The following is a 25,898-nucleotide window of genomic DNA, read 5'->3' as shown; positions in this document are numbered from 1 at the left end:
TGGAGTTGTATTATCATACGAAGTGATATTTGGGTTGGCAATAAAAAATAAACGACTTTGAGGGCTTTTAATGGAAACTGTGATCTATTGCTATTAATTGATTTTTTGAAATTTATAAAATATTTTTTATCGTTATTTGGCATTGGATTTGATTTTGGAGTAAAACTTCATAATGATAATACGATACAGATCGCCACCTAAGTTTGAAGAATGGCAAGGATAACGTATGAATGCAGCAACAGATGCAATTCAAGTGGGTAAAATTTTAGATACGTTAGGTAGTCTACGTGATAGCTTGACACCATCGGCACGTCGAATCGCTGATTATGTATTAGTACAACCTCAGCGTGTGACTGAGCTTTCAATTGCAGAACTTGCACAGCAAGCTAACGTTGGCGAAGCCAGTATTATTCGTTTTTGTAAAGGGATCAATTTTAAAGGTTTTCAAGATCTTAAAATGAAACTAGCGATTGAGGTTGCAACACCTCATGATACTGAAAAACACATGCTTGATACTGAACTAACCGCAGACGATGATGCTGAGCATATTGGTCGAAAGTTACAACAGACGATCAATAATGTATTAGGTGAGACATTAAATTTATTAGATTTTTCTGAATTAGAAGCGGTGGCTTGCGCTTTGCAACAGCAAAAACGGATTTATTTTTTTGGGGTTGGTTCCTCTGGCATTACTGCAGAAGATGCGAAAAATAAATTAATGCGGATTGGATTTGATGTGGATGCGTTAACCAATAATCATTTTATGTATATGAAAGCTGCATTATTAAACAGTGATGATGTTGCGATTGGTATTAGTCATTCAGGAACATCAAAAGAGACCATTAAAGCGTTAGCATTGGCCAAAGAGTGTGGTGCAATTACCGTGGCGCTGACGCATAATCCATTATCTCCGTTGGCTGAATTGTCTGATTATGTATTAATTAATGGTAATAGACAGGGGCAATTGCAAGGGGATTCTATTGGCACTAAAATAACGCAACTATTTGTATTAGATATGATTTATACTTTATTGGTTCGTGATAATCCTCAACATACACGTCAGCAGAAGTATAAAACAACTCAAGCGTTAGATTAAGTATTTACCTGAAATACCCTCAAGGTCACATTCAAATGTGGCCTTTTTTTATGGGTGCAATATAGCCTTGTTGGTTATTCAATAAATATTAATCGCAATTGATGAATTATTTTTTAACTGTGATTTACATCGTGAATTTGGCGTTATTTTAGGCAAAGAGTGTGCAATATCTCTCTATTTAAAAAGTTCATTATTGCGTCACTCCAACGATAACGACATGATGGAGTCAAACTTCATAACGTTGATATTTTTGGAGCTAACGATCATGGTTAAGCGTTCACAAACACTTCTTGCTCATATAAATAATGGTTTTATCTCTTCTTGCCAGCCTGTTGATGATAGCCCAATGGATCAGCCTCAGATTGTATCGGCAATGGCGCAATCATCAGTTTTAGGGGGCGCTGCGGGTTTACGTATTGAAGGTATTGCAAATTTACAAGCAATACGTCCTCATGTTGATGTGCCTATTATCGGTATTATTAAGCGAGATTTAACGGATTCAGCAGTAAGAATTACGCCATTTGTACAGGATGTTGCTGATCTTGCGGCTGCTGGGGCTGACATTATTGCGATTGATGGTACGCAACGTCAGCGTCCTGAAACGGTTGAAAATTTAATTAATGCTATTCATCAACATGGATGTTTAGCAATGGCTGACTGTGCGACTTTGGCTGATGGTGATATGTGCCACCAATTAGGCGCTGACATTATTGGTTCGACATTATCAGGTTATACCGACGGTGAGGTACCGACGGATCCTGATTTAGAACTTGTGATGGCTTTACACCAACGTGGTTATTTTGTGATGGCTGAAGGGCGTTATAACTCACCAGCGTTAGCGGCTCAAGCAATGACAGCGGGAGCGAATTGCGTCACTGTCGGTTCTGCAATCACGCGTGTTGAACATATCTGCCAATGGTTTAAAGAAGCGGTAAACACAGCCGCAACTACAGATGAATTATCCCTTAAGGATATCGCATGAGTGTTTGTTTAGCGGTTGATATTGGTGGCACAAAAATAGCAGCCGCATTAGTTGATAGTGCGACTAACCATATTGTTGACCGTCATCAAATCGTAACCCCTAAATCGCAACACCCCGCGGTATTTTCCGCAGCATTAGCCTCTTTATTAACGCCGTTTATCGCGCCGGCTGATTTTGTAGCTATTGCCTCAACAGGAATTATTAATAACGGGATTTTAACCGCATTAAATCCCGCGAATTTAGGCGGCTTAAATCGCTTTGAATTAGTTGACGAAATTCAGCACATTACAAAATTACCGACGTATGCAATGAACGATGCTCAAGCGGCGGCATGGTATGAATTTATTTCGTTAACCCCTAATAATAATACCCATAATATGTTGTTTATTACTATTTCTACCGGTATCGGCGGTGGATTAGTGTTGAATCAACAATTACAAACGGGTGCTCGAGGTATTAGTGGTCATATTGGACATACTGTTGTTGATGCTAATGGCCCTGTGTGTGGTTGTGGTCGTCAGGGATGTATTGAAAAAGTGGCTTCAGGTACGGCGATCGGTGAGCTTGGTACTGCCTTATTTAAGCGTCCATGTACTGGACAAGAGGTGTATCAACTGGCACTTGAAGGTAATAGTGAGGCGTTAAATATTATTCATTCTTCAGCGGCGGCGGTAGCGGAATTAATTGCCAATCTGACGATTAGCTTAGATCTCGATACGGTCGTTATTGGCGGTAGTGTTGGTCTTGCACCCCATTATTGTGAATATATTCAACAGTATTTAAATGAAAAACCAGAACTTTATCGACCTCGTATTATTCCAGCCAAGTCAGGCGGTGATGCTGGGTTATTAGGTGCTGCTCATTGGTTTGCACGACAAGAAAGTCATACATAGAAATTAATTATCTTCTCTCAACCCTAAATGGTGAGGCTTAATATGGAAATTCAAGCATTTGGTACAATAAATTACATTGTACTGTTCGCATATTTAATTGGTGTCATGTTAGTTGGTGTCTATTTTGCTCGTCGTCAGAAGACTGCAGATGATTATTTTAAAGCGGGTGGCCGTATACCGGGTTGGGCGGCGGGTATTAGTGTGTTTGCGACCACATTAAGTTCGATCACTTTTATGTCTATTCCTGCGAAGGCTTACACTTCTGATTGGACTTTCCTTGTTGGGCAATATTTAGCGATTCTTGTTTTGCCTATAGTGTTTTATTTCTATATTCCATTTTTTAGAAAACTGAATTTAACGTCTGTATATGAATACTTAGAGCGTCGTTTTGATATTAAAATGCGTTTATTCGCCAGTATATCATTTATGTTATTTCATATCGGACGTATTGCGATTATTACTTATTTAACTGCACTTGCATTAATGCCATTTGTGAATATTGACCCATTAACTATTGTCTTTTTAATTGGTGTGTTATGTATTGTATATACTTTCCTTGGCGGTATTGAGGGTGTTATTTGGACTGATGTTATTCAAGGTATTATGTTGTCAGTTGCTGCGGTATTAATCTTTATCACTATTTGTTTTCAAGTCGACGGTGGTGTGACTGAAGTATTCCGCTTAAGTGCTGAACAAGATAAATACTTCCCAAGTTCAAGTTTTGAATGGAGTTGGACCAACAGTACCTTACCGGTATTAATGATTGGTTTCTTATTTGCTAACTTACAGCAATTTACCGCCAGTCAAGATGTAGTGCAGCGTTATATCGTAACGGACTCTATTGAAGAAACGAAAAAAACCTTGATCACTAATGCCAAATTAGTTGCTTGTGTGCCAGTATTCTTCTTTGCTATCGGTTCGGCGTTATATGCTTTTTATAGTCAAAATGCACAATTGTTACCTGAGAATTTTAATACTGGCGGTATTCTGCCTTTCTATGTTATTTCTCAAATGCCCGCTGGGATTGCAGGATTGATCATTGCTGCTATCTTCGCGGCTTCACAATCAAGTATTTCAAGTAGCTTAAATAGTATTTCTGCTTGTTTCACCATCGATATCTATAACCGTTTTGGTGAAGACAAGAATATACAGCAAAGCTTTAATACCGCTCGTATTGTGACTGTTGTTGCAGGTGTCTTAGGTGTTGCCGCTTCTATTTACTTAATTAAAAGTAATGAAAGCCAAATATGGGATGCATTTAATAGTTTATTAGGATTAATGGGTGGCCCAATGACGGGTCTATTTATGCTGGGTATCTTTGTCCGTCGAGCTAATGCAAATAGTGCTTTATGTGGTGTTATTGCAGCCGTGGTTGCAGTGCTGATTGCACGTGGCTTTACTGATTTGAATTTCTTCTTCTACGGTGTCATTGGTACGTTAATGGTTGTGGTCGTCGGTTTTATTACTGCACCATTATTTAAAAATAAATCAGCTGAAGAATTAGCGTTAGTTACTGAATAATACTAATTCGGTTAAAAATAAACTTAAAATAAAGCGGGGAAGATGGATGCTTTTCCGCTTTTCAAAAGGATAAGAAAATGATTTTTGGTGAAATTAAACAACCGTTACATGCATTACCGATGGCTTTTCAAAAAGCGATAACGTTTATTAATACCCATGATATGGCGCAGTTAGAGAATGGCCGTTATGAGATAGATGGTGATCGTATGTTTGCTAATGTGATGAGTTTTGAAACCCAAGCTGCAGCCGCTAAACAAGGTGAAGTACATCAACAATATATTGATTTTCAATATTTAATCAGTGGTGAAGAGCGGATAGATGTGTCACTTAATTTAACTGACTGCATTCCTGCGACTGATTATGATCATGACAATGATTTTGCATTAGTTGAAACGATGCCTAACACCAGTTCTTTATTATTAAAGCCTGGTATGTTTTTAGCTATTTTTCCGCAGCAACCGCATAAACCAGGTTGTGTTGTTACGACCCCGATGATGATTAAAAAAGTGGTTATTAAAATTCATCAACAATGTTTGGTGTGATTAGCTACTAGGTGAGAGTAGGTACTTGGTGTGATTGTAATGATGATTAGCATTGATTGGAGATGGTATGAAAAACTCATGTACTCGATTCGCAATGGTGTGTGCTTTCCTTTCTTTATCGACTAGCGTTACGGCACAACAATTGTGGCCTGATTTACCGCAACCCATTAAAAATGGTATCAGTGCGCAAGCTGATAATATCGTTTATGTTGGTTTAGGTGCGGCGGGCCAGTCGTTTTATGCGATGGATACTGCGAGTAGTCACCCTCAGTGGCAAAAGCTAGCGGATTTTATTGGCCCTGTTACGGATCAAGCAACGGCTGCGGCAATTAACGGGAAAATCTATATTTTTTCTGGATCAGGAAAAGCTGCCGTAACCGATAAATCGCCCATTATTTTTGATAGCGTTTATGTTTACGATATTAATAATAATACGTGGAGTAAACAAAACACCCGTACTCCCGTTGGGTTATTAGGGTCGTCAGCTTATCCTCTTAATCAAACCGAGATTGCTATTTTTGGTGGCTACAATAAACAGCAATTTGATCAATATTTACATGCTGTTTCGACTATCGATAAACAGACTGAATCAAAAAAATGGCAACAAACCGTTACTGATTTTATGGCTCGAGCACCTGAATCTTATCAATGGAATCAAGCTATTCAGATTTACCATACCGACACCAATAGTTGGTCGACAAAAGGTAACAGCCCTTATTTAGCAAATTGTGGAGCGGCCTTGGTTGGGGATAAAGATCGTATTACGCTAATCAGTGGTGAGATTAAACCCGGCTTACGCACACCAATAGTTAAAACAGTGACCATTAAAGGGGATGACGTTAATTGGCAATCACTTGCACCTTTACCTGATGCTGCTAGTGGCCAATTACAAGAAGGTGTTGCTGGCGCTTATGCAGGGACAAATCAAGGTTCATTGATTGTTGCTGGTGGTGCAAATTTTATTGGTGCAAGGGAAAAAGTGGAGCAAGGTCATTGGTTTGCCCATGATGGTTTACGTAAACATTGGAGTGACGATATTTATACTTACCGTGGTGATAAATGGGCGTTAGTGTCTACAAAATTACCACAAGGGTTAGCCTATGGCGCGTCTTTTTCTACGCCAGATGGGGTGTTAATGGTCGGGGGAGAAAATGCCACAGGCCAACCACAAGCGAAAGTGTATCTGTTACGTTATGAGCAATCGGATGTGCGTATTATCGATTGATCTGGCTATAACCGTAACCTCAAGCTACTGTTTTATAAAGTAGCTTGAGGTACAAAATAAGACGTGATCGTACTCGCTGAATTTATTGCACTTCATTGCTATTCGATGCATATATTCTTACACTAGTTAGGGTTATTTATTGATGATGGAGAATGGTATGTATGCACCGATCCCTTGCAATATGATCTGTGGTGTTATTTTTGATTTAGATAATACATTGGTGAGTTCCGCATTAGATTTTGATTGGTTACGTCAGCAATTAGGCTGTACTGTGGAGACTGATTTATTAGAATACATTTCTGACATTTCTGATCTTTCATTACGAACACAGCTAGGAAATAAAGTGATTGAGTATGAATTAGCTGACGCTCGTCAATCAACGATTATGCCCGAATGTGAAAATTTACTGTTGTATCTACGCCAACAAAAAATCCCTACTGCTGTTGTAACACGTAATTGCGCTCAAGCGGCAAAGCTGAAGATTGATCACCATCAATTACAATTTGATCGTATTGTTTCACGTGAAGAATTTCCGCCTAAACCTGCTCCTGATGCGCTACTTGATATTGCTAAACAATGGCGATTAGCACCTAAAAATATACTCTATGTTGGTGATTATATTTATGATTTACAAGCAGCTTTTCACGCTAATATGCCATCATGCTTAGTGACTAATGGTGAGGAATTACCCTTTATTGATCAAGCTTCAATTGTGGTTCAACAACTTGATAGCTTGACGGATATTCTACGTGAGCAAGCATATATGTCGTTACAAGAGCATGATAGTGTGGAAGTCTAGTCTTCAGTTAGGTAATTAATTATGGCTAATCCAGTAAACTCAAAAGCGTTACTTCATAGTAAATGGACGAAAGTGGTTGTGGATCACAAAGAAAAACATTTTGAGATAGTCACCGTATTATTTAATGATAATCAGCAAGTCGAAAAATGTGTTATTCAAGCTGTAATGACAAATAAACTGTATGACATTGATTGGCATGATTTAAAAAATGACCAAGTATGGATCATTGGTTGGAATTAAGCATGCTCTTGTTCTAACGCCAACAGGGTTTGTTTTTTATCTAACCCGCCTGCGTAACCGGTTAATTTGCCATTTTTACCAATAACGCGGTGGCATGGAATGACGATTGATAACGGATTTTTACTGTTTGCCATTCCAACCGCTTGGCAGGCTTTAATATTACCAATTGAGATAGCAAGTTGCTGATAACTCCAACACACACCATATGGGATTGTGCTTAACGATTGCCATACACGCTGCTGGAAATCAGTACCTTTAGGTGCTAATGGCAAATTAAATTGTTGGCGAGTCCCCGCAAAATATTGTTGTAATTGCCGTTCACACTCAATCAATAATGGGTGTTGTGGCATATACGTTGCTGTTTCAGGTTGCGGTGTTTGATGCTGATAAAGAATTGCTGTTAGCGCATTGTCTGTGGCGTACAGTGTTAAGCATCCAATTGGTGAGTCCATAGTGTGGAAGTAAGTGCACATAATAAAAAACCTTCGCGCTACACTAAAAAATCAGTATAGCGCGTTAAATAGTGGATAAAAAAGAGCTTACGAATGGTGGTGTTTTAAGTATTCAAGAGCACCTATAATTGCCGCAACTTGCGCCATATTACACTCTTGATCCGTAACGCGTGGGCTGTCTGGATAAACTTCAGTTGTTGAAGTATACAAAGCGTCAGTTACGCTAGCACATAAACCTAATGCTTTTAGTGGATAATTAATCACACCTTCTTGGGTAATCGGCTCGCCAATAATGTTGCCGTCACTATCAGCAGGTGCAATATGAGTAACATGGCGCACTGAATCAATAATGGCTTTTTGGAAATCATGTTGTGGGTTTTCAGTATCACCAACACCATAAAAACCGTCAGGTACGATATCGGCGATATATTCTTTACCGTCACGTGCCGCAAGCGCGGGTCTAAACTCACTTTCATCACTATCAGTGGTTTCATGTAAATCAAGGTGAGCAAGAAAATGCGTATGTTGAGCTTGAACGAGTTTCATCAATGCTGCCGATTCTTCTGCTGGGCTATTGGCATAAAATGAACGGTTCGGATCAACAGCATTTGGGTTCCAACGATTGATCGTTTCATATCCCCACGGACTAACACAAGGCACCACCAGAATATTAAACTCAGTGCTGTATTGTTGTGCTTTTTGTGCCAAGAAAGTTAATGCACCATGGACACCACTGGTTTCATAACCATGAATACCACCCGTGATTAATACTGTAGGTTTAGTGTTGTCCCAATCACGCGTTTTAATCGCAAACAAAGGGTACTTTTCAGGTGAATAAGAGAGTGCACCGTATTGTTCAACATCGAACTCTTCACTTAGGGTATGAATATGGCTAACAACCTGCTCAAGATAACTACGCTTAATGGTGGTTTGTGCCAACCATGCTGCTTTTTCTGTGGCATTCCATTTTATACCTGGAGTGCCAATTTCGTATTCAAATGAATTATCCATTTTCTTACCTATATTATTATTGAAGTGTTTATTTTTAGAGGGTAAACAGCTGACTATATTTAAGCAAATTATCAAGCCAAAAAAATAGAAATACTTATAATTATACTGAAATAAAATCACAATTATTTAGTAGAAGAAAGTAAAGTTAGCTTGCATTAATCTGCTGTTATTGGCTGTTGTCATACAAATCAGACGGCTTATAGTAATGACGTTCACAAAATTATTACTAAGGAAAAGATGATGAGTACTAGAATCTTGAATAAAGTTCAAATTGAAGATGCTAAACAACACCTTACTCGTCCTCTAGCCACACCTACCGATTTATGTGTAGACGCGACTAAAGAGATTAGTGGTGCGTTAACTGCAATTTTAGCTGATGTATTTGCGATTTATATGAAGACCAAAAACTTCCACTGGCATATGAGTGGTGCACATTTCCGTGATTACCATTTAATGTTAGATGAGCAGAGTGCACAGTTATTTGCAATGACTGATGATATAGCTGAACGTGCACGTAAAATTGGTGGTCGTACTATACGTTCAATTGGTGAAATCGCACGTATGCAGCGTATTTTAGATAATGATGCTGATTATGTTGAGCCTGCCGATATGCTTGCTGAATTGTGTGAAGATAATAAACAATTAGCCGCAGAGCTTCGAGCAGCACATATTTTATGTGACGAGCGTAATGATTTTTCTTCAGTGAGTATGATTGATAATTGGATTGATGAAACAGAACGTCGTGTCTGGTTCCTTTATGAATCATACCGTCATTGATATAGCGAGATATAATCTAATTATTTCGTTTATATATAATAAAAAAGGATAGGTTTAATAACCTATCCTTTTTTATTATATATGGTTTAACCGTAATAAAAATGACGATACGTTATAGGTTAACTTAATAACTTATAAATCAATATTAATTTAAATATTTGTCATTTTTTGAATGAAGATCTCTTTAACGTTGTAAAAATAGTTTATTTATTGTCTGTTTAGTAATAAAAAACTATTGAATACAAACCTTGTTGTTATTTTTATGTTGCATTTATTTGATTTGAATAAGTATTCATACTTTTTGCTTTAATTGATTGTTGCGTATATGACGAAGAGGTATAAAATGTTAAAGATTAAGCATATCTATTGTGCATAAATAGTAATTTTGAGTTGATGTTCTTACTTTTGTTAATAACCATAAGCATTGTATGGTATTTAATGAAATAGAATGTTCATCTTGAAATATAATAAAAATTATAATGAGAATGTTGAAGGAGTTAATCATGTCAATGGAACTTTCGCGAAGGAGTTTTATTAAACATGGTATCATCGCTGGTATCTGCGTTTATACTGTTCCCGCTTTAGCCCGATTTAATCTTAATTTAGATGGTAGTAATAGTTTAGTTGCTCCTGAATTAGCGGCATCTTGGAAATCTGATTTTAAAGTACGTTTTAGAAGTGATGCTATTGCTAAAGTCACGGGTGAAAAAGTGTATGGACGTGATTTGCGATCAACCGATATTGATGGTTGGCCAAGCGAGCAGTCATGGGCTTTTTATATTCGTGCCGATCGTGCTGATCGTATCTATCAAGGTGTTGATTTAAGTTTATTACCTGCAAATGCTCAGCCAAGTAATATTGTTACTGGATCAACATTAACCAAAGATAAGATTGAATTACCTCAATTTTTTGGCACTAATATGTTGGTTACTGAAGGTGCAATGCCTGACTATATTGGTCAAGCCGTCATGCTACTTATTTTTGATGACTTTATCACTTATCATCGCGCTAAAGGTATATTGCAATTTAATAGTGAAATTATTAAATATGGTAAACAACAACCGTTAGTTGCCGCAGAAAAAGATCCGTGGGGCGTGTGGCGAATTACTCGTGAACAAGGTAATGCTGCGGGTGTCTTGCCTGATAAATACAGTCCATTAAAAAATGGGGTTAATTTCCCTAACTATGTTGACCATAAACCATTTTGGCCTAAACCTAATTCTTTAGGCTCAGCATTAGAGCAACAAATGGCGGTTGCTGACGATATTAAAGCAAGTTTAAAAGATGAAAATAATTTTGTTTTAGATCGTAATTATCAAACTCAATTTATTGATCCGATGTTCTTAGAGCCAGAATGTTTCAATGGTTGGTTTGATCCTAAAACACAGACCATGCATACCATTCCTTCATCGCAATCTCCTGGTAACTTCTTTGGTTTTGCAACTAAGATGCTTAACAATGGGCCTCTTGCGGGTAACGTTAAAAACTTAGTCGTACATTCACCTTTTATTGGTGGTGGCTTTGGCGGTAAAGATCACACTATATTGCCTTTCTATGGTTTATTAGCGGCGATGTACAGTAAACATCCTGTACGTATGGCAAACGATCGCTTTCAACAATTTCAATCTGGTCTAAAACGCCATCCTTTTAAGATGCACAATCAATTAGCGATTGATAAAACTACCGGTAAATTCCAAGGAATTGTGAGTTACATGGATCTTGATGGTGGTGGTCGTGAAAATTTCAGCTCTGTTGTTGCTGAAGTAGGCGCGAGTGCATTGCAGTCAATTTATTATTTCCCTAAAAATGATATTACCGCTGTTGCCAATGTGTCTGAAAACCCAGCGTCAGGTTCTATGCGTGGTTTTGGTACGTTACAGACAATGTCAGCCATGGAAATGATGGTCAATGAAGCGGCACAATTGCTCAATATTGATCCGATTGATTTAAGACTTCGTAATACAATTAAAACGGGTCAATTGAATACTCAAGGTGCAGTACCAACCAGTACTGAACATTATGTTGAGATATTAAAACAAGCTCAACAACATGAAATGTGGACCCAGCGCGAGCAGCGTCGTAAAGCGTATGAAGCGAAGCATCCCAATAAACGCTTCGGTACTGGTTTTGCGATTTGTACTAAAGACTATGGTGCGGGTGATGACGCGCCTTCAACCTATATTGAAATGGATAAGACCGGCCGCTTAGTGATGGGGATCTCTGCAGTTGAAATTGGCACCGGAGCACAAACATCACAAGCTGCTGTTTTAGCAGATTATTTTGGTCGCCCTGCTGACGCTATCAATCTTGCTGAAGTGCATGGTTGGGATCCTCTAAAAATGATCAATACCCAATCACCGTTTACGATGAGCCAAGCCTACCAAGATAAAATGCAACAAAATCCACGTTGGACACCGACGATTCCTTATGCATCGTCTGCATCGACATCGGCTTATTTCCAATCTAAAGCAACAGAAAATGCCGCTAAAGTTATTTTTGAATATGGCTTATGGCCTGCTGCAAAAGCTATTTGGAGTAAGTTGTACTACAGCGGTGATCTTGCTGCGATGGATTTTGGCGTAATGGAAGACGCTGTTTGGGTTGACGGTAAGTTAAGTGCTAAAGGCATGGAGCCATTACCCCTTGATATGCTAGCACAACATGTCCATCAGCAAGGTTTAGTAACGGGCGCAATGGTGCATACATTTAACCGTTGGGGTTGGGTTGATGCTGATTTCACTGTTGAAGGGCAGACTCAAACTTATCAACTAGATGCAATGGCCGTGAAATATGGTCATGGTGCTAATGCGAATAAGAAAAAACTAATGGCCAGCAATGGTTGGCATTTATTGGATCGTCGCAATGTTAAATACCCAGCGACGGTTCTAAATAATGCGATGGTAGTGTATTACGCTCCTTGTGCCGTATTAGTTGAATTAGCCGTTGAAAAGGGCTCTGGTAAGGTTGAAATCGTAGCAACCCAGACTTGGCTTGATGCGGGTAAAGTGATCGTCAAAGAACTGGTTGAAGGTCAAATTGAAGGTGGCTTAGTGATGGGTATTGGGCATGTATTGCATGAATATTTACCACCAGGTGAAGAAGGTCCGGGTAACGGTACTTGGAACCTTAATCGCTATCAAGTGCCATTAGCGACTGATGTGGGTGTATGGAAAATGAATCATACTATTTTGCCGCCATTTAATAATTCTGACCAACGTAAAGGTATCGCTGAAGTGGTGATGATCCCAATTGTCGCGGCTGTTACCGAAGCTCTTTACCAAATTACAAATAAACGTTTTTACCACTTACCTGTAACGGCTAATGATATTAAGGAAGTACTTGCATGATCACTGTAACAATGACTATTAACGGTAATGTTGTCGGTCCAGTTGATGTTGATGAATCAGTGAAAATGATTGATTTTCTTCATGAATATCGAGGATTAACTGGTACTAAATTTGGTTGTGGTATTGGTGTTTGTCACGCCTGCTCTATCATTGTGGATGATGCCGATGGTGGATCACACACTGAGCGTACTTGTATTAATGGCGTCGGTAATTTTAACGGTAAAAAACTGCGCACAGTAGAAGGTCACGCTAAACGTAATTTAATGGGACAAATCACTGCATTAAGCCCAGTACAGCAAACATTTGTGGATCATTTTTCTTTCCAATGTGGTTGGTGTACTTCTGGTTTTGTTAATGAATCAACCGTGTTAGTTGAGCAATTAACCAAACAACCTGTCGATAAAGATCAGGTTGAAGATGTGATTGAAAACGCATTGAAAAAACATATCTGTCGTTGTTCTGGTTACCGTAAATACTATGTTGGTTTGCGAGATTTAGTACTATCACAGCCGGGGTTAGTCAAATGAAACCGAGTTTAAAAATCAGTGTCGTTTGTGGTTTGTTATTAAGTAGCGGTGCGGTCTATGCAGAGGCATCATCAACGGATACACAAGCGCCATTATCTGAAAATATGGCACAATTGATTGCGCAAGGTAAATATTTAGCGGCTGCGGGTGATTGCAGTGGTTGTCATACTATTGAAAGCGGTCAAGCGTATGGCGGCGGGCGTGCATTTGATACGCCGTTTGGTACTCTATATTCAACCAATATTAGTAGTGATAAACAACACGGTATTGGTAATTATAGTTATCAGCAATTTGTTGATGCGGTACGTAATGGTGTTGCGCCTAAAGGTAATTTATATCCGGCAATGCCTTATACGTCGTATCACCGTATTAACGATCACGATATGCACGCGTTGTATGCGTATTTCATGCAAACCAAACCTGCGACTCAACCGAATAGAGAAAATGGGATTGGTTTCCCTTTCAATATTCGAATGGGATTAAAAGTATGGAATCTTGTCGCGTTTGATAAACCGACCTTTACGCCTACTGCGGATAAAACGCCATTATGGAATCGTGGTAAATATCTAGTGCAAGGGTTAGGTCACTGTGGTGAGTGCCATACTCCACGTAATTTTATGATGGCAACGGAGCAAGATCATCCGCTTGAAGGTGCGGTGGTTAATTATCTTAATGCGCCTAATATTACGTCAAAAAATCTGACTCAAGAACATTGGACATTTAATAATTTAGCGCAATTCTTAAAAACAGGGCAATCGCCTAAAGGCACTGCCTTTAATGATATGTTCATCGTTGAAAAACATAGTTTAACTCAACTTAATGATCATGATATTACTGCGATAACCAGTTATTTATTGAATCAAGCACAACCATCACAATCAGCGGTATCACAACCGAAGTTAACGTCACTTGTCGCATCACAATTTGATACTAAACTACCAGGATACCGTATCTATATGGATAAGTGCTCTGGTTGTCATGGTCAAAATGGACAAGGAACACCAAACGTAGCCCCTGCGTTACAAAATAATGCGACCATTGAAAACAGTAATATTTTTAATACCGTAGCTGTGTTAAATAATGGTATTGAGCGCCAAAGTTATAGCCAAGAGCAAACATATTATGCAATGCCGGGTTATAAGAACAGTTTGAATAATCAACAAATGGCTGATTTGATAACTTACTTACATAAGCGTTTTACTACACAGATGACAACCACAACGGTGAAGCAAGTGGCTGACATTAAAAAGCAATTAGCGACTAATTGATCATGCGATTAGCCTGCATTATTGCAGGCTAACTTTGGTACTGTTGTTATAGTAAACAAAGTGATAGACGACTTATGAATGCCTTAGATAAACACGTATTATTAGATTGTCAGACATGGCTACAACAAGGGAAACCGGTGTGGTTATGTACTATTTTATCCACTTATGGGTCGGCTCCTCGTCCTGTTGGCGCTTTATTTGCAACTGATGGTCATATTCGCTCTGGGTCGGTATCTGGCGGATGTATTGAAGATGCTTTTATGAATTTAATTCAACAACATGGTCTTGATAAACCATTACAAGTGTTTGATTATGGTACTCACTTAGCCGCGAATGGTAGCGAATATGAACTGCCGTGTGGTGGTCATATCTCTTTATTAATCGAACATTTATACCCTGATTATTGTTATTTGGTTGATGACTGGTTAATGGCTGCGGAACAAACGTCCACCTTTATTCGTGCTGTCAATATTGAGACAGAGCAACGCAGTATTGTGACGGGTACAGAGACTACGGCATATCCTTCACCCTGGTTAACGGTGCATTACCAACAACATTGGCAATTATTATTATTGGGTATTAGCCAAGTCAGTGAAGAAGTTGCACGGTTAGCGATCAGAGCTGGATTTACCGTAAGATTGTGCGATGTTCGTGAAAATTACAGTCAAAGTTGGCGTTGGACTGCGGCAGAGGGGGGCGTTGATGTTGAATGGTGCTCTGCGGATGCTTTTGTTGAGCGCTACACCAATGCTTATACCGCAGTGTTAGCACTTGCCCATGATCCTCGTGTTGATGACATGGGATTGATGGGGGCATTAGAGTCCAATGCGTTTTATATTGGCGCATTAGGATCACATGCGAACAGTGATCGTCGTCGTGAACGATTAATGCGAATTGGTGAATATACTCAGTCTGAATTAGCACGATTGCATGCACCAATTGGCATTGCCATTGGAAGCAAAACCCCGTTTGAAATAGCCATTGCCGTGATCGCAGAAGTTATTGCAGTAAAAAATGGGATTAATTGTGATTCATGGCATTATCACCATGGTTGATTGTGTGATACCGGCTGCGGGGCTGTCATCACGAATGGGGGCATGGAAACCCATGCTACCTTATTGTGATAGTACACTGCTCGATATTGCCATTGAACACGCCTTGGTCTTTTGTTCAAGAGTGATCGTGGTGGCGGGTTATCGCGCTGATGAATTGGTACAGCGATACCAACATCAGCCACATATTCTTGTGGTGGTGAATCCTGACTATCAACAAGGCATGTTAAGCTCGATTCAAAAGGGTATTGCAGCCGTCACTAGTTCTCGGTTTTTTATTACTCATGCCGATATGCCGTGTATCGATCCGCAGGTATTTACGCTGTTATCGCAAATGCGTTATGGGCGAGTGGTCTTTCCTGGTAATAAACAACAAACAGGGCATCCCGTTTTAATTGATGCTGCGTTAATTCCATGCATTTTAGCCTTACCTATCACGGCTAAAATGAAGCAAGTACTGCAAACAGGTGAAGAGCAATATTTACAGTTAGATGCCACGAGTGGTATTTATCATGATATTGATACACCTGAAAAATATCAGCAATTACTTCGGACATGCAAATAAACAACAAGTTATAAAATAAATACCATAAAAAAGAGAAGCCAAATACTTCTCTTTTTTTGTGGGTTGTTTTTTAATATTTAATGATATTGATAACGCTGATTTAACTGGTCATGCCCCATTTTAAATCATCATCAAGCTCTTCAATCGCATCGTAAAGATAAGACTCAACTTGCTCTTCTACTAAGCCATCAGGCTCTTCAAAGAACGCGATATGAAAAATAGCATCACCTTCGTTGACTAGCGGTAAGGTTTGTTGACCAATAACAATGCCACCTTGTGGTGCAATCACTGTTACTTGATTACTGCCAGAAGGATCACTGATAGTTGCAATAATTTGGTTTTTATCGACTTTTTCACCTAATGCCACATGCGAACGTAGTAAGCCATCAGAATCAGCACGTACCCAACGTGTCGCCTTTGGCACCATTGGTTCAATCACTTTTTTACTACGACTCGTGCGTACCATCTCTAAATGTTGCATCACTTTTAATACCCCTTGCACACCAGAGCCTACCGCATGGGCATCAAGTCGAAGCGCTTCACCTGCTTCAAAGGTGATCACGGGAATATTAAATTCTTCAGCGGCAGCACGCAGTGAACCTTCTCGTAAGCTTGCATCAACTACGACAGGAGAGCCAAAGGCCATTGCCATTGCTTTTGCTTGCGGATTATCAAGGTTAGCGCGAATTTGGGGCAAGTTAGTACGATAAATAGCGGCAGTGTGTAAATCAACCACATGCGTTGCACGCCGTACTACCTGATTAAAATAGTGATATGCCATACGACCCGCGATTGATCCGCGCTCTGAACCAGGGAAACAACGGTTTAAATCACGACGATCAGGTAAGTAACGGGATTTATGTATAAAACCGAAAACATTAACCACCGGCACCGCAATAATCGTACCGTGAAGTTTTGATAAATCTATTTTTTCAATAACTTGACGGACGACTTCAATACCATTGAGCTCATCACCATGGATGGCTGCATTGATCAGTAATACGGGGCCTGGGTGTTTTCCATGCAGAATATCAACGGATACGGACAGTGGTGAATGCGTATAAAGGCGAGCTATCTCTAGTTCACAGTTGGCATGATTTCCCGGTTCAACCAGTAAATCTGCAAATTCAAATGGAGTATTTTTTGTGGCCATAGATACGTCCTGTATATGGGTGATTAGACGATGACGATTGATTAATGTTTTCGCATTAATATTACGTTATAACATCTTGAGAATAATCATTAAGTCCATTTTAAAACAGGAACAATATCACGTTTAATTAGTTTTTAAGTAACACAAATGTATCAAGGCGTATCAAATATGAATATTAGTCGTTGTTATACTGTTTAATAAAGGCATTACCGTTAGTCAGTAATGCCTTTATGGGGATAATTACGAATATTTCAGTTCGTTGATAATCATTTAAATATTATTTTCTTTAGAGGATAACGGTTGTCGCATTAAGTGATTATATTGTGTGACATCAAGTTCAAAGGCTTTTTTTTGTTGATGTGATACGGATGATGCTAATGGGATTTTAGCTGTCAACGGGTTTACTGGTTTTCCACGTACTAATAATTCGTAGTGAATGTGGGGACCAGTGACGCGCCCAGTACGGCCTGATAACGCAATTTCTTGACCACGTTTTACACGTTGACCAACTTTGACCAAGATACGGCTATTATGTAGATAACGGGTACTGTAATTAGCACTGTGTTTAATAACAACATAACGGCCAGCATAGGGGTGATTGGTTACACGAGTAACTACACCATCGCCTGTTGCTAATACATGTGTGCCTACTGGTGCGGCAAAATCAACCCCATTATGTGGTTGAATACGTCTAGTGACTGGGTGACGGCGATAAGGATTAAACTGTGAGCTAATACGGAACCGCTTTGCTGTTGGGTAGCGTAAAAATGCCGGCTGCAAGCTTTCACCATTTTGGTCATAAAAATTGCCATCAGCACTTAAATAAGCAGAATATTGGTTTTTTTTGGTATATAAGCGTACCGCTTGAAGTTCTGTATCACCACTTGCTTGATTATTGACATATTTTGCTTTGCTAACAATTTCAAATCGGTCGCCAGCCTGTAGATCACGATCAAAATTCAATTTGTCTTTAAAAATAGCCATAATCTCATGAATATCCGTGTAACTTAGCCCTGCTCTTTTTGCTGATGAGCTAAAACTACCACGAATTTCACCACTAATAACTTTTTCACGCCATATACCCGGTAAGGTGACTTCTTTAACCGTAAAATCGTTATTTTTCTCACGCGTATAATCAATCATATGCGCGACATTAAATTGCAGTTGGAGTTTATTTAATCGATGGTTACTGTCCGTTACCCAAAATCGTAAAATATCATTTGGACGTAAGTTATCAATTTGTAAGCTATTTAAATCTGCCGCCATAATGTTTTTTACATCGGTTTGCGGTAAGTTTAATTGTGAAAATATTTCGCTGAGCGTATCACCTTTTTTAACTTTGTATGAATAAGTAGGCGGTAATACAATATCTTTGATAACGGCTGCTGGTGTCAGCGTTTTTAATACAACTTGAGGAGTAGTAAGTAAAGGCAGTTGTATTTCTTTATGGTGTATTGAAGATGTAGTGTTAATTGATAATACGGCAGCAGTCGTGATGATTGAGAGCCCAAAAAGGCTAATAAGGCGATAGTTTATAAAATTAGTTAGTACTGTCGTTTTAAACGTAGACATAATGCTCGTCAGTTCTTTTATTTTTAATGAGTGCGTTGCACTTGGTTTATTTGGCGAGTAGGTATAAAAACATAGCCTTTCTGAACCTTAAATGAATTAATACTGTAGAGGCTATTTTTTTACTTAAATTTTCAGTAATTACGGCTGTAAGGTATAAAAATGATGATTATAGTGTATTTTTCATCTCAATAACGTAGAAAACACAGCTTCGTCCAGCTAGACGATGCAATATTAAGCTGGACGAATATCGTATTTATAGAACAAGATAACGCTTTATTATCTTAATTATTAAGGTTAGGTGTTGCCTTCGTGTAGTAAGCACTCGTGTGTTTTTTCTTCGGGATGAGTGTGACTTCTCGCTGTTCTAAATGCGGATCTTTGTGGGAATTTATCTGTAAATAGTTATTTTGATTAATTGATCGAACCACATCCATTTGAATTTTTTCTGTTGCCGTTAATTGATGAGTATGATCGATATATTCAATCATCTGTTGTGTTGTTAACGGATTCAGTTTTGTCGTGGTTGGTATTGATGCTAATGCCGATAATGAATGCAGTGACAGCGACAAAGCTAAAGTTATTATTAATCGTTTCATGAAAAACCTCATGTTATTCAGTGAGGGTATTTAATCCTACAGCACCTGAATTGAGACTGAGTTGTTAATTCATTTATCATTCATGGCTTCAACATAACGTTTAGGTTTTATTTCAGTATAGAATAGCCGTTCTGTGATTATAAAAGTGAAGGTGTTATGACAGATCTAGCGCAAGAAATTGGATTTATGCAACGCGCATTAATATTATCGCATCAAGCACTGCCTGCTTGTCGTCCTAATCCACCTGTGGGTTGTGTATTGGTGAAAGATGGGGAAATTGTTAGTGAAGGTTTTACACAACCCCCTGGTTGTCATCATGCAGAAGCAATGGCATTAGCCAATTATGATTTACCGTTAAATGAAGTGACGGCTTATGTCACTTTAGAACCCTGCTCGTTTGTTGGGCGAACACCATCTTGTGCGCATACTTTAGTTGAAAAGGGGATTAAGCGAGTTGTGGTTGCAACCCTTGATCCTGATCCACGAAATAGTGGCAAAGGAATTGATGTTTTAAAACAAGCAGGAATTGAAGTAAGTGTTGGTTTGTGTGAGCAAGAGGTTTTTGATTTTATATCGCCGTACTTATTAAATAAATAAAATATAAAATAATATTGTTATTAAAATAAACGAATAAAAGCCGATTTAAATGGATAATAAAATTATTACCACTATTAAATCGGCTTTTAAAATATAACTAATAAAAACGTAACGTAAATAATTAATTATTTAGTTGAAGTCTTGTGATGCTCGCGAGATGATTCTTTATGATCATGCTCTTTAGCTTTGTGATGACGGTGTTCGTCATGTTCGTGGCGATCGCCATGTGTTTGTTCTGGGTGTTTATGACCTACTGGATCACCACCATGTTGAGTGTGTGGATGGCTTTTTTCATGGTCACGTACTTCATGATGGTCACGGTCATGCTTGTGTTCTACATCTTCACCGTAACGATGTTCCATCTTCTCATGCTCAGCTTCAGCTGTATGTTGATGACCTTTTTGTGAACCTTGATGTTCTTGGTTATTGTGACTCATATCTTAATCCTTTAATAAACAGCGTTAATAATAAGTTGGTGTCTGTCTATAGGATTTAATCTACGCCTATTTTAACTTTGAACAATATACTTTTTTATAATCAAACATTCTATTTTTGATAATTGATGAATATTTTAAATAGGTATAGGAAGAAAAAATATCATGTAATAATTTAATTGAATATACCGTTTAATTATTATTTCAGTATGTAAAAATGGAAACATAGCTATTAATAATAATTATTTATTTAAGTAGATATAAAGGCGTTATTTGTTTTTTAATAGTATTCGTGCGTATTGATAGTTATTTATTATGATGAATCGTTTTTAAAACCAAAGGGCATATATAGGCGATAAGTACGGTTATTTAAATGTTAATGAATAATAAATCAAATGAGTAAAAAAAGTAGCATTAATCATCATGGTCAAATATACAAGATTATAGCGATAAAGCACCGATCTTAAATATTCAATGCTCAAGAAGTGGCTGTAGGGCTGATTTTTGAGTGTTTATACTAATCATAATCAGTTTCTGACCTAATTTAATGTCCATTTTTTCCCTTTCTAATAGTGAATATCCGCGAGAGTGATAGGGAGTCTACTACTTTGAAAGATGACCACTTAATTAATTGGATTGGTATAAGAGCTTATTATGAAACTAGGTGTGCTTTATAAAAAAGAGATAAAAAAATGGCCTAACATTTGTTAGACCATTTTTAGATTTATTATATAAGTGCGATTAATCACACGTTATAAATAAGCACTTATGCTAGTAGTTCTTTAGCATTGTTAACGATGTTTTCAACAGTAAAGCCGAACATTTTGAATAGCTCTTCAGCAGGCGCTGATTCACCAAATGTTGTCATACCGATGATGCGACCGTTAAGGCCTACATATTTGAACCAGAAGTCAGCAATACCCGCTTCGATAGCGATACGAGCAGTAACATCAGCTGGTAATACGCTTTCACGGTAAGCCGCATCTTGCTTATCAAACAAATCAGTAGCAGGCATAGAAACTAGACGTACTTGACGACCAGCGGCTGTTAGCTCTGCGTATGCTTCTGCTGCGATACCCACTTCAGAACCAGTAGCGATCAAGATTAGCTCTGGCTTACCAGCACAATCTTTAAGGATGTAACCACCCTTAACGATGTTAGCAACTTGCTCAGCTGTACGATCTTGTTGAGTTAGGTTTTGACGAGAGAAGATTAAAGATGTTGGACCATCTTTACGTTCAATCGCGTACTTCCAAGAAACAGCAGATTCAACTTGGTCACATGGACGCCATGTGCTCATGTTTGGTGTTAGACGTAGTGATGATACTTGCTCAACAGGTTGGTGAGTTGGACCATCTTCGCCTAGGCCGATAGAATCGTGTGTGTACACTTGGATGTTCTGAATTTTCATCAGTGCAGCCATGCGTAGTGCGTTACGTGCATACTCCATAAACATTAGGAATGTTGCGCCGTAAGGAATGAAACCACCGTGCAGTGCCATACCGTTGATCATTGCAGTCATACCAAATTCACGAACGCCGTAGTGAATGTAGTTGCCTGAAGCATCAGTTGGTGTGATTGACTTAGAACCAGACCACATAGTTAGGTTTGATGGTGCAAGGTCAGCAGAACCGCCCATGAATTCAGGTAATAGTTTACCGAATGCTTCAAGTGCGTTTTGAGAGGCTTTACGTGATGCAATGTTAGCTGGGTTTGCTTGTAGATCAGCAATAACTTTGCTTGTTTCAGCTTCCCAGTTAGTAGGTAGAGCACCTGTCATACGACGAGTAAACTCAGACGCTAGTTTAGGGAATGCTACTGTGTATGCTGCAAACTTCTCGTTCCAAGATGCTTGCTTCGCTTTACCTGCTTCTTTTGCATCCCACTCAGCATAGATGTCTGCTGGAATTTCAAAAGGACCGTAGTTCCAACCAAGGAATTCACGAGCAGCTTTAATTTCTTCAGCGCCTAGTGGAGCACCGTGACAGTCGTGAGAACCTGCTTTGTTTGGTGAACCAAAACCGATGATTGTTTTACAACAGATCAACGTAGGCTTAGTTGTTTCAGCTTTTGCTTCTTCAATAGCAGCATTGATTGCAGCAGCATCGTGGCCATCAACGTGACGGATTACATGCCAGTTGTAAGCTTCAAAACGCTTAGCAGTATCGTCAGCGAACCAACCTTCTACTTCGCCATCGATAGAAATACCGTTGTCATCCCAGAAAGCCACTAGCTTACCAAGACCTAGCGTACCCGCTAGAGAACATGCTTCGTGAGAGATACCTTCCATCATACAACCGTCGCCCATGAAAGCGTAAGTGTTGTGGTTGACGATATCATGACCTTCACGGTTGAATTGTGCAGCCATTGCTTTTTCAGCAAGAGCCATACCAACAGCGTTAGTAATACCTTGGCCTAGAGGACCAGTCGTTGTTTCAACGCCAGGTGCATAGCCGTATTCTGGGTGACCAGGTGTTTTTGAATGCAGTTGACGGAAGTTTTTAAGATCGTCAATTGATAGGTCATAACCTGTTAGGTGAAGTAGCGAGTACATAAGCATAGAGCCGTGGCCGTTTGATAATACAAAACGGTCGCGATCAGCCCATTTAGGGTCTTGTGGGTTATGGTCCATATGACCACGCCAAAGAACTTCTGCGATATCAGCCATACCCATCGGTGCGCCAGGGTGACCAGAATTTGCTTTTTGTACGCCGTCCATGCTTAGAGCACGGATCGCGTTAGCTAACATTTTATGTTCCATAGTGTTTCCACCAAAATATTAAGTAAATTTAAAATTAAGAAAGCGGCTCTAGGAGCCGCTTTCTGAAATAGTGCTTAGTGATTAAAGACGATCTGCGATCATTGTCTCTAGTTTACCTTGGTCTACTGCGAAGTTACGAATACCTTCAGCTAGTTTCTCAACAGCCATTGCTTCTTGGTTGTGATCCCATAGGAATTCAGCATGAGTCATTGCAGCAGGACGAGCTTTAAGCTCAGTTGCTGGAAGCAGTTTCTGTTCAACAACGCCTGTTGCATCTTCAAGTTCTTGAAGAAGTTGTGGGCTGATAGTTAGACGGTCACAACCAGCTAACTCAAGGATCTCACCAATGCTACGGAAGCTTGCACCCATAACAACTGTATTATAACCGTGTTCTTTGTAGTAGTTATAGATGCTAGTCACAGAGATAACACCTGGATCTTCTTGTGCTTCAAAGCTACGGCCTTCTTTCGCTTTGTACCAATCCATAATACGACCAACAAATGGTGAGATTAGGAATACGCCAGCTTCAGCACATGCACGTGCTTGAGCGAAAGAGAATAGAAGTGTTAGGTTACAGTTGATGCCTTCTTTTTCAAGAATTTCAGCAGCACGGATACCTTCCCAAGTTGACGCTAGTTTGATCAAAATACGATCGTTGCTGATGCCAGCATCGTTGTAAAGTTTGATTAGGTGACGAGCTTTAATTACGCTTTCTTCAGTGTTAAAAGAAAGACGTGCATCAACTTCAGTAGAGATACGACCAGGAACAACATTTAGGATTTCTTTACCAATGTTGACTGCAAGCATGTCGCAAGTATCTTTGATTTGCTGTGCTTTATCATTGCTTTGTGCTTTTGCATAAGCAATTGATTGGTCAATTAAAGGTGCGTACTCAGCAATTTGTGCTGCTTTTAAGATCAATGATGGGTTTGTTGTCGCATCTTCAGGCTGGTATTTGCTGATATCTTTGATATCACCAGTGTCAGCAACAACAGTAGTTAGTGCGCGAAGTTGTTCTAATTTTGTGCTCATATCGATCGACCTTATGTATAGGGCTTATGTCATGATGGCATTAGTTATAGCCTGAAATGCCACCATGTTCAAAAGAATTAATACTTACTCTAAGCACATTCATTATAACCGTTAGTTCACCGAGTGAACATATGGAATGCGCTAGAGCATTTGATAGATTGATAATTGTCTTTTTTAGCTTTTTTGTCAATTTAAAATGAGAATAAATCAAATTCAGATCGCAATAAAAGTCATTTTAGATTTTATTTATTGTTTGATTACCGATGTGATGTATTTTTTTGCTTTTCAGTAAGTGAGCATTTGATCTGCATGGTGATCATTTGCGCTAGTTGTTAATGGTGGGAAAGTTAATGTTTTATTAAATAATGCTCAACAAATGTTACATGATATCAATCAGAATAAGTTGGTAACCACATTTCATGCCCTCCTTTCGTTATTACCTACAGCAAATGTCTGCGAGAACGAGAGGGGATCTAGTGTTTTTGAAAGATGACGACTTAGAATGGGATTGGTATTCGCTCTGCTAACGTGAGGGCGTAGTTGTAACGATAGAGAAGAAGGGTTGAGTGGGTTAAATAGCAGATATAAAAAATGCTGGCCCATAGCCAGCATTTTTATTATTTATCAACGAGGATAAATTAGATAGCTACAACGTTTGCAGCTTGAAGACCTTTTTGGCCTTGTTCTACTTCGAAAGACACTTTTTGGCCTTCAGCAAGTGTTTTGAAGCCTTCAGAAGCGATAGCACGGAAGTGAACGAATACGTCAGCACCGCCGTTGTCTTGAGTAATAAAACCAAAACCTTTCTCTTCGTTAAACCATTTTACTAGACCAGTTGTTTGATTAGACATGTGATGTCCCTTATATAGATGATTAATTAACCGCTAAAATGCGATGTATTAAGTGGTTAAATTATTAATGTTACTGCCAAAACAAGGGAAACACTGAGGTACAAAACGATAACGTTGCTGTAGCTAAAAGTTTAACTGTGACTTGGTGTTGCATTTAATAACGTCCTGAACAACAGAACGAGACAGATAATAACAGCTGTTTGTTTTTTGTACAGCTATTTTTGTCAATATGAGTAAAAAAAGATTCTTGATTGTTGTGGCACTAGAAATAGCGGTGGACGATAACAGTATTATCAACTCTGATTTTTCGTAATTTCGCATTAGTTTTATTTATACTTTAGCCCCCGACTATTTAAGTAAACATCAATTCATCGCTTTTCTACTGAAATTATTCTTTTAAAGTAACAAAGCGTTACTAGTATTATGCTTCAATATGCATAGCTGAGTATAATTGCCTAAATTATTAATCATACTTCTACCTGATTACCACTATTTAACAGCCACTGTTAAATTATCTCCTATACTTCAATATATTGAAGTATAGGAGTGACGTTATGCCTAAGAATTCAATCCAATTTCAGAAAGGCTTTTCTATACCCGTATTT

Annotated in this window: 24 protein-coding genes; 15 read left to right on the top strand and 9 right to left on the bottom strand. The window is 38.8% G+C overall.

Annotated features, from left to right (window positions below; genetic code table 11):
* The first annotated feature begins 226 nt into the window (after positions 1-226).
* The 8 genes from CIK00_RS16470 to CIK00_RS16435 all read left to right on the top strand — a co-directional run bounded on the left by CIK00_RS16470 (position 227) and on the right by CIK00_RS16435 (position 7,298).
* A complete protein-coding gene (locus CIK00_RS16470) occupies positions 227-1,096 on the top strand; it encodes a MurR/RpiR family transcriptional regulator (protein WP_101769750.1) in 870 nt (289 codons plus the stop codon).
* 265 nt (positions 1,097-1,361) lie between these two features.
* Entirely contained in the window at positions 1,362-2,078 is a 717-nt protein-coding gene (locus CIK00_RS16465) for an N-acetylmannosamine-6-phosphate 2-epimerase (protein ID WP_101769749.1), read from the top strand.
* A complete protein-coding gene (locus tag CIK00_RS16460; protein WP_101769748.1) occupies positions 2,075-2,971 on the top strand; it encodes an N-acetylmannosamine kinase in 897 nt (298 codons plus the stop codon). Before CIK00_RS16465 ends, CIK00_RS16460 begins: the two co-directional genes overlap by 4 nt.
* Before the next feature lie 42 nt (positions 2,972-3,013).
* Entirely contained in the window at positions 3,014-4,492 is a 1,479-nt protein-coding gene (locus CIK00_RS16455) for a sodium:solute symporter family protein (protein ID WP_101769747.1), read from the top strand.
* 77 nt (positions 4,493-4,569) lie between these two features.
* Positions 4,570-5,034, top strand: a complete 465-nt coding sequence (gene nanQ, locus CIK00_RS16450) for an N-acetylneuraminate anomerase (protein ID WP_101769746.1) — start codon at positions 4,570-4,572, stop codon at positions 5,032-5,034.
* A 67-nt stretch (positions 5,035-5,101) separates the two neighbouring features.
* Positions 5,102-6,259 carry an N-acetylneuraminate epimerase gene (locus CIK00_RS16445; protein ID WP_101769745.1) on the top strand — a complete coding sequence of 386 codons (1,158 nt, stop codon included), beginning with the start codon at positions 5,102-5,104 and terminating at the stop codon, positions 6,257-6,259.
* Between the two features lie 142 nt (positions 6,260-6,401).
* Entirely contained in the window at positions 6,402-7,058 is a 657-nt protein-coding gene (locus CIK00_RS16440; RefSeq protein WP_232574742.1) for an HAD family hydrolase, read from the top strand.
* Positions 7,059-7,079: 21 nt separating this feature from the next.
* Complete coding sequence (locus CIK00_RS16435) at positions 7,080-7,298, top strand: TIGR02450 family Trp-rich protein (protein ID WP_101769743.1); 219 nt, start codon at positions 7,080-7,082, stop codon at positions 7,296-7,298.
* Here CIK00_RS16435 and CIK00_RS16430 read toward each other — a convergent pair.
* Together CIK00_RS16430 and CIK00_RS16425 are read right to left on the bottom strand one after the other, a co-directional pair.
* Positions 7,295-7,771, bottom strand: coding sequence for a methylated-DNA--[protein]-cysteine S-methyltransferase (locus CIK00_RS16430; protein ID WP_101769742.1), 477 nt, complete (start codon positions 7,769-7,771; stop codon positions 7,295-7,297). The two genes, CIK00_RS16435 and CIK00_RS16430, sit on opposite strands and share 4 nt — an antisense overlap.
* Before the next feature lie 66 nt (positions 7,772-7,837).
* A complete protein-coding gene (locus CIK00_RS16425) occupies positions 7,838-8,761 on the bottom strand; it encodes a M14 family metallopeptidase (protein WP_101769741.1) in 924 nt (307 codons plus the stop codon).
* Between the two features lie 240 nt (positions 8,762-9,001).
* On the opposite strand from CIK00_RS16425, the gene CIK00_RS16420 reads away from it, so the two are divergent.
* The 6 genes from CIK00_RS16420 (at position 9,002) to CIK00_RS16395 (ending at position 16,297) form a co-directional block, all read left to right on the top strand.
* On the top strand, positions 9,002-9,538 hold the full coding sequence (locus CIK00_RS16420) for a Dps family protein (RefSeq protein ID WP_101769740.1): 537 nt from the start codon (positions 9,002-9,004) through the stop codon (positions 9,536-9,538).
* A gap of 503 nt (positions 9,539-10,041) precedes the next feature.
* Positions 10,042-12,885: a xanthine dehydrogenase family protein molybdopterin-binding subunit gene (locus CIK00_RS16415; RefSeq protein ID WP_193435482.1), complete on the top strand. Its 2,844-nt coding sequence runs from the start codon at positions 10,042-10,044 to the stop codon at positions 12,883-12,885.
* A complete protein-coding gene (locus tag CIK00_RS16410; RefSeq protein WP_101769739.1) occupies positions 12,882-13,412 on the top strand; it encodes a (2Fe-2S)-binding protein in 531 nt (176 codons plus the stop codon). The genes CIK00_RS16415 and CIK00_RS16410 overlap by 4 nt, the downstream gene beginning before the upstream one ends.
* The gene (locus CIK00_RS16405) at positions 13,409-14,680 is read left to right on the top strand and encodes a cytochrome c (protein ID WP_101769738.1); all 1,272 of its coding nucleotides are present in this window, start codon (positions 13,409-13,411) and stop codon (positions 14,678-14,680) included. The genes CIK00_RS16410 and CIK00_RS16405 overlap by 4 nt, the downstream gene beginning before the upstream one ends.
* Before the next feature lie 74 nt (positions 14,681-14,754).
* Positions 14,755-15,735: an XdhC family protein gene (locus CIK00_RS16400; protein WP_101769737.1), complete on the top strand. Its 981-nt coding sequence runs from the start codon at positions 14,755-14,757 to the stop codon at positions 15,733-15,735.
* On the top strand, positions 15,695-16,297 hold the full coding sequence (locus CIK00_RS16395) for an NTP transferase domain-containing protein (protein ID WP_233426571.1): 603 nt from the start codon (positions 15,695-15,697) through the stop codon (positions 16,295-16,297). The genes CIK00_RS16400 and CIK00_RS16395 overlap by 41 nt, the downstream gene beginning before the upstream one ends.
* Before the next feature lie 100 nt (positions 16,298-16,397).
* Here CIK00_RS16395 and CIK00_RS16390 read toward each other — a convergent pair whose 3' ends face one another.
* The 3 genes from CIK00_RS16390 to CIK00_RS16380 form a co-directional block, all read right to left on the bottom strand.
* Positions 16,398-17,450, bottom strand: a complete 1,053-nt coding sequence (locus CIK00_RS16390) for a succinylglutamate desuccinylase/aspartoacylase family protein (protein WP_101769735.1) — start codon at positions 17,448-17,450, stop codon at positions 16,398-16,400.
* 270 nt (positions 17,451-17,720) lie between these two features.
* Positions 17,721-19,022, bottom strand: coding sequence for a peptidoglycan DD-metalloendopeptidase family protein (locus CIK00_RS16385; RefSeq protein ID WP_101769734.1), 1,302 nt, complete (start codon positions 19,020-19,022; stop codon positions 17,721-17,723).
* Positions 19,023-19,303: 281 nt separating this feature from the next.
* The gene (locus tag CIK00_RS16380; RefSeq protein ID WP_101769733.1) at positions 19,304-19,618 is read right to left on the bottom strand and encodes a hypothetical protein; all 315 of its coding nucleotides are present in this window, start codon (positions 19,616-19,618) and stop codon (positions 19,304-19,306) included.
* Between the two features lie 156 nt (positions 19,619-19,774).
* Between CIK00_RS16380 and CIK00_RS16375 the strand changes: the two genes are divergently transcribed.
* Complete coding sequence (locus CIK00_RS16375; RefSeq protein WP_101769732.1) at positions 19,775-20,215, top strand: bifunctional diaminohydroxyphosphoribosylaminopyrimidine deaminase/5-amino-6-(5-phosphoribosylamino)uracil reductase RibD; 441 nt, start codon at positions 19,775-19,777, stop codon at positions 20,213-20,215.
* A 125-nt stretch (positions 20,216-20,340) separates the two neighbouring features.
* Here CIK00_RS16375 and CIK00_RS16370 read toward each other — a convergent pair whose 3' ends face one another.
* From CIK00_RS16370 to cspE, 4 genes are all read right to left on the bottom strand, one after another.
* Positions 20,341-20,652, bottom strand: coding sequence for a cation diffusion facilitator family transporter (locus CIK00_RS16370; RefSeq protein WP_101769731.1), 312 nt, complete (start codon positions 20,650-20,652; stop codon positions 20,341-20,343).
* Between the two features lie 763 nt (positions 20,653-21,415).
* Complete coding sequence (gene tkt, locus CIK00_RS16365) at positions 21,416-23,410, bottom strand: transketolase (protein ID WP_101769730.1); 1,995 nt, start codon at positions 23,408-23,410, stop codon at positions 21,416-21,418.
* 81 nt (positions 23,411-23,491) lie between these two features.
* Positions 23,492-24,442 carry a transaldolase gene (gene tal, locus CIK00_RS16360; protein ID WP_101769729.1) on the bottom strand — a complete coding sequence of 317 codons (951 nt, stop codon included), beginning with the start codon at positions 24,440-24,442 and terminating at the stop codon, positions 23,492-23,494.
* 638 nt (positions 24,443-25,080) lie between these two features.
* Positions 25,081-25,293 carry a transcription antiterminator/RNA stability regulator CspE gene (gene cspE, locus CIK00_RS16355; protein WP_045028318.1) on the bottom strand — a complete coding sequence of 71 codons (213 nt, stop codon included), beginning with the start codon at positions 25,291-25,293 and terminating at the stop codon, positions 25,081-25,083.
* Positions 25,294-25,898: the final 605 nt, after the last annotated feature.

Source organism: Photobacterium carnosum (assembly GCF_002849605.1).
In the GTDB taxonomy this organism is placed as follows: domain Bacteria; phylum Pseudomonadota; class Gammaproteobacteria; order Enterobacterales; family Vibrionaceae; genus Photobacterium; species Photobacterium carnosum.
Note: the sequence above shows the minus strand (reverse complement) of the source record. Positions and strands in the feature narration are given on the sequence as shown.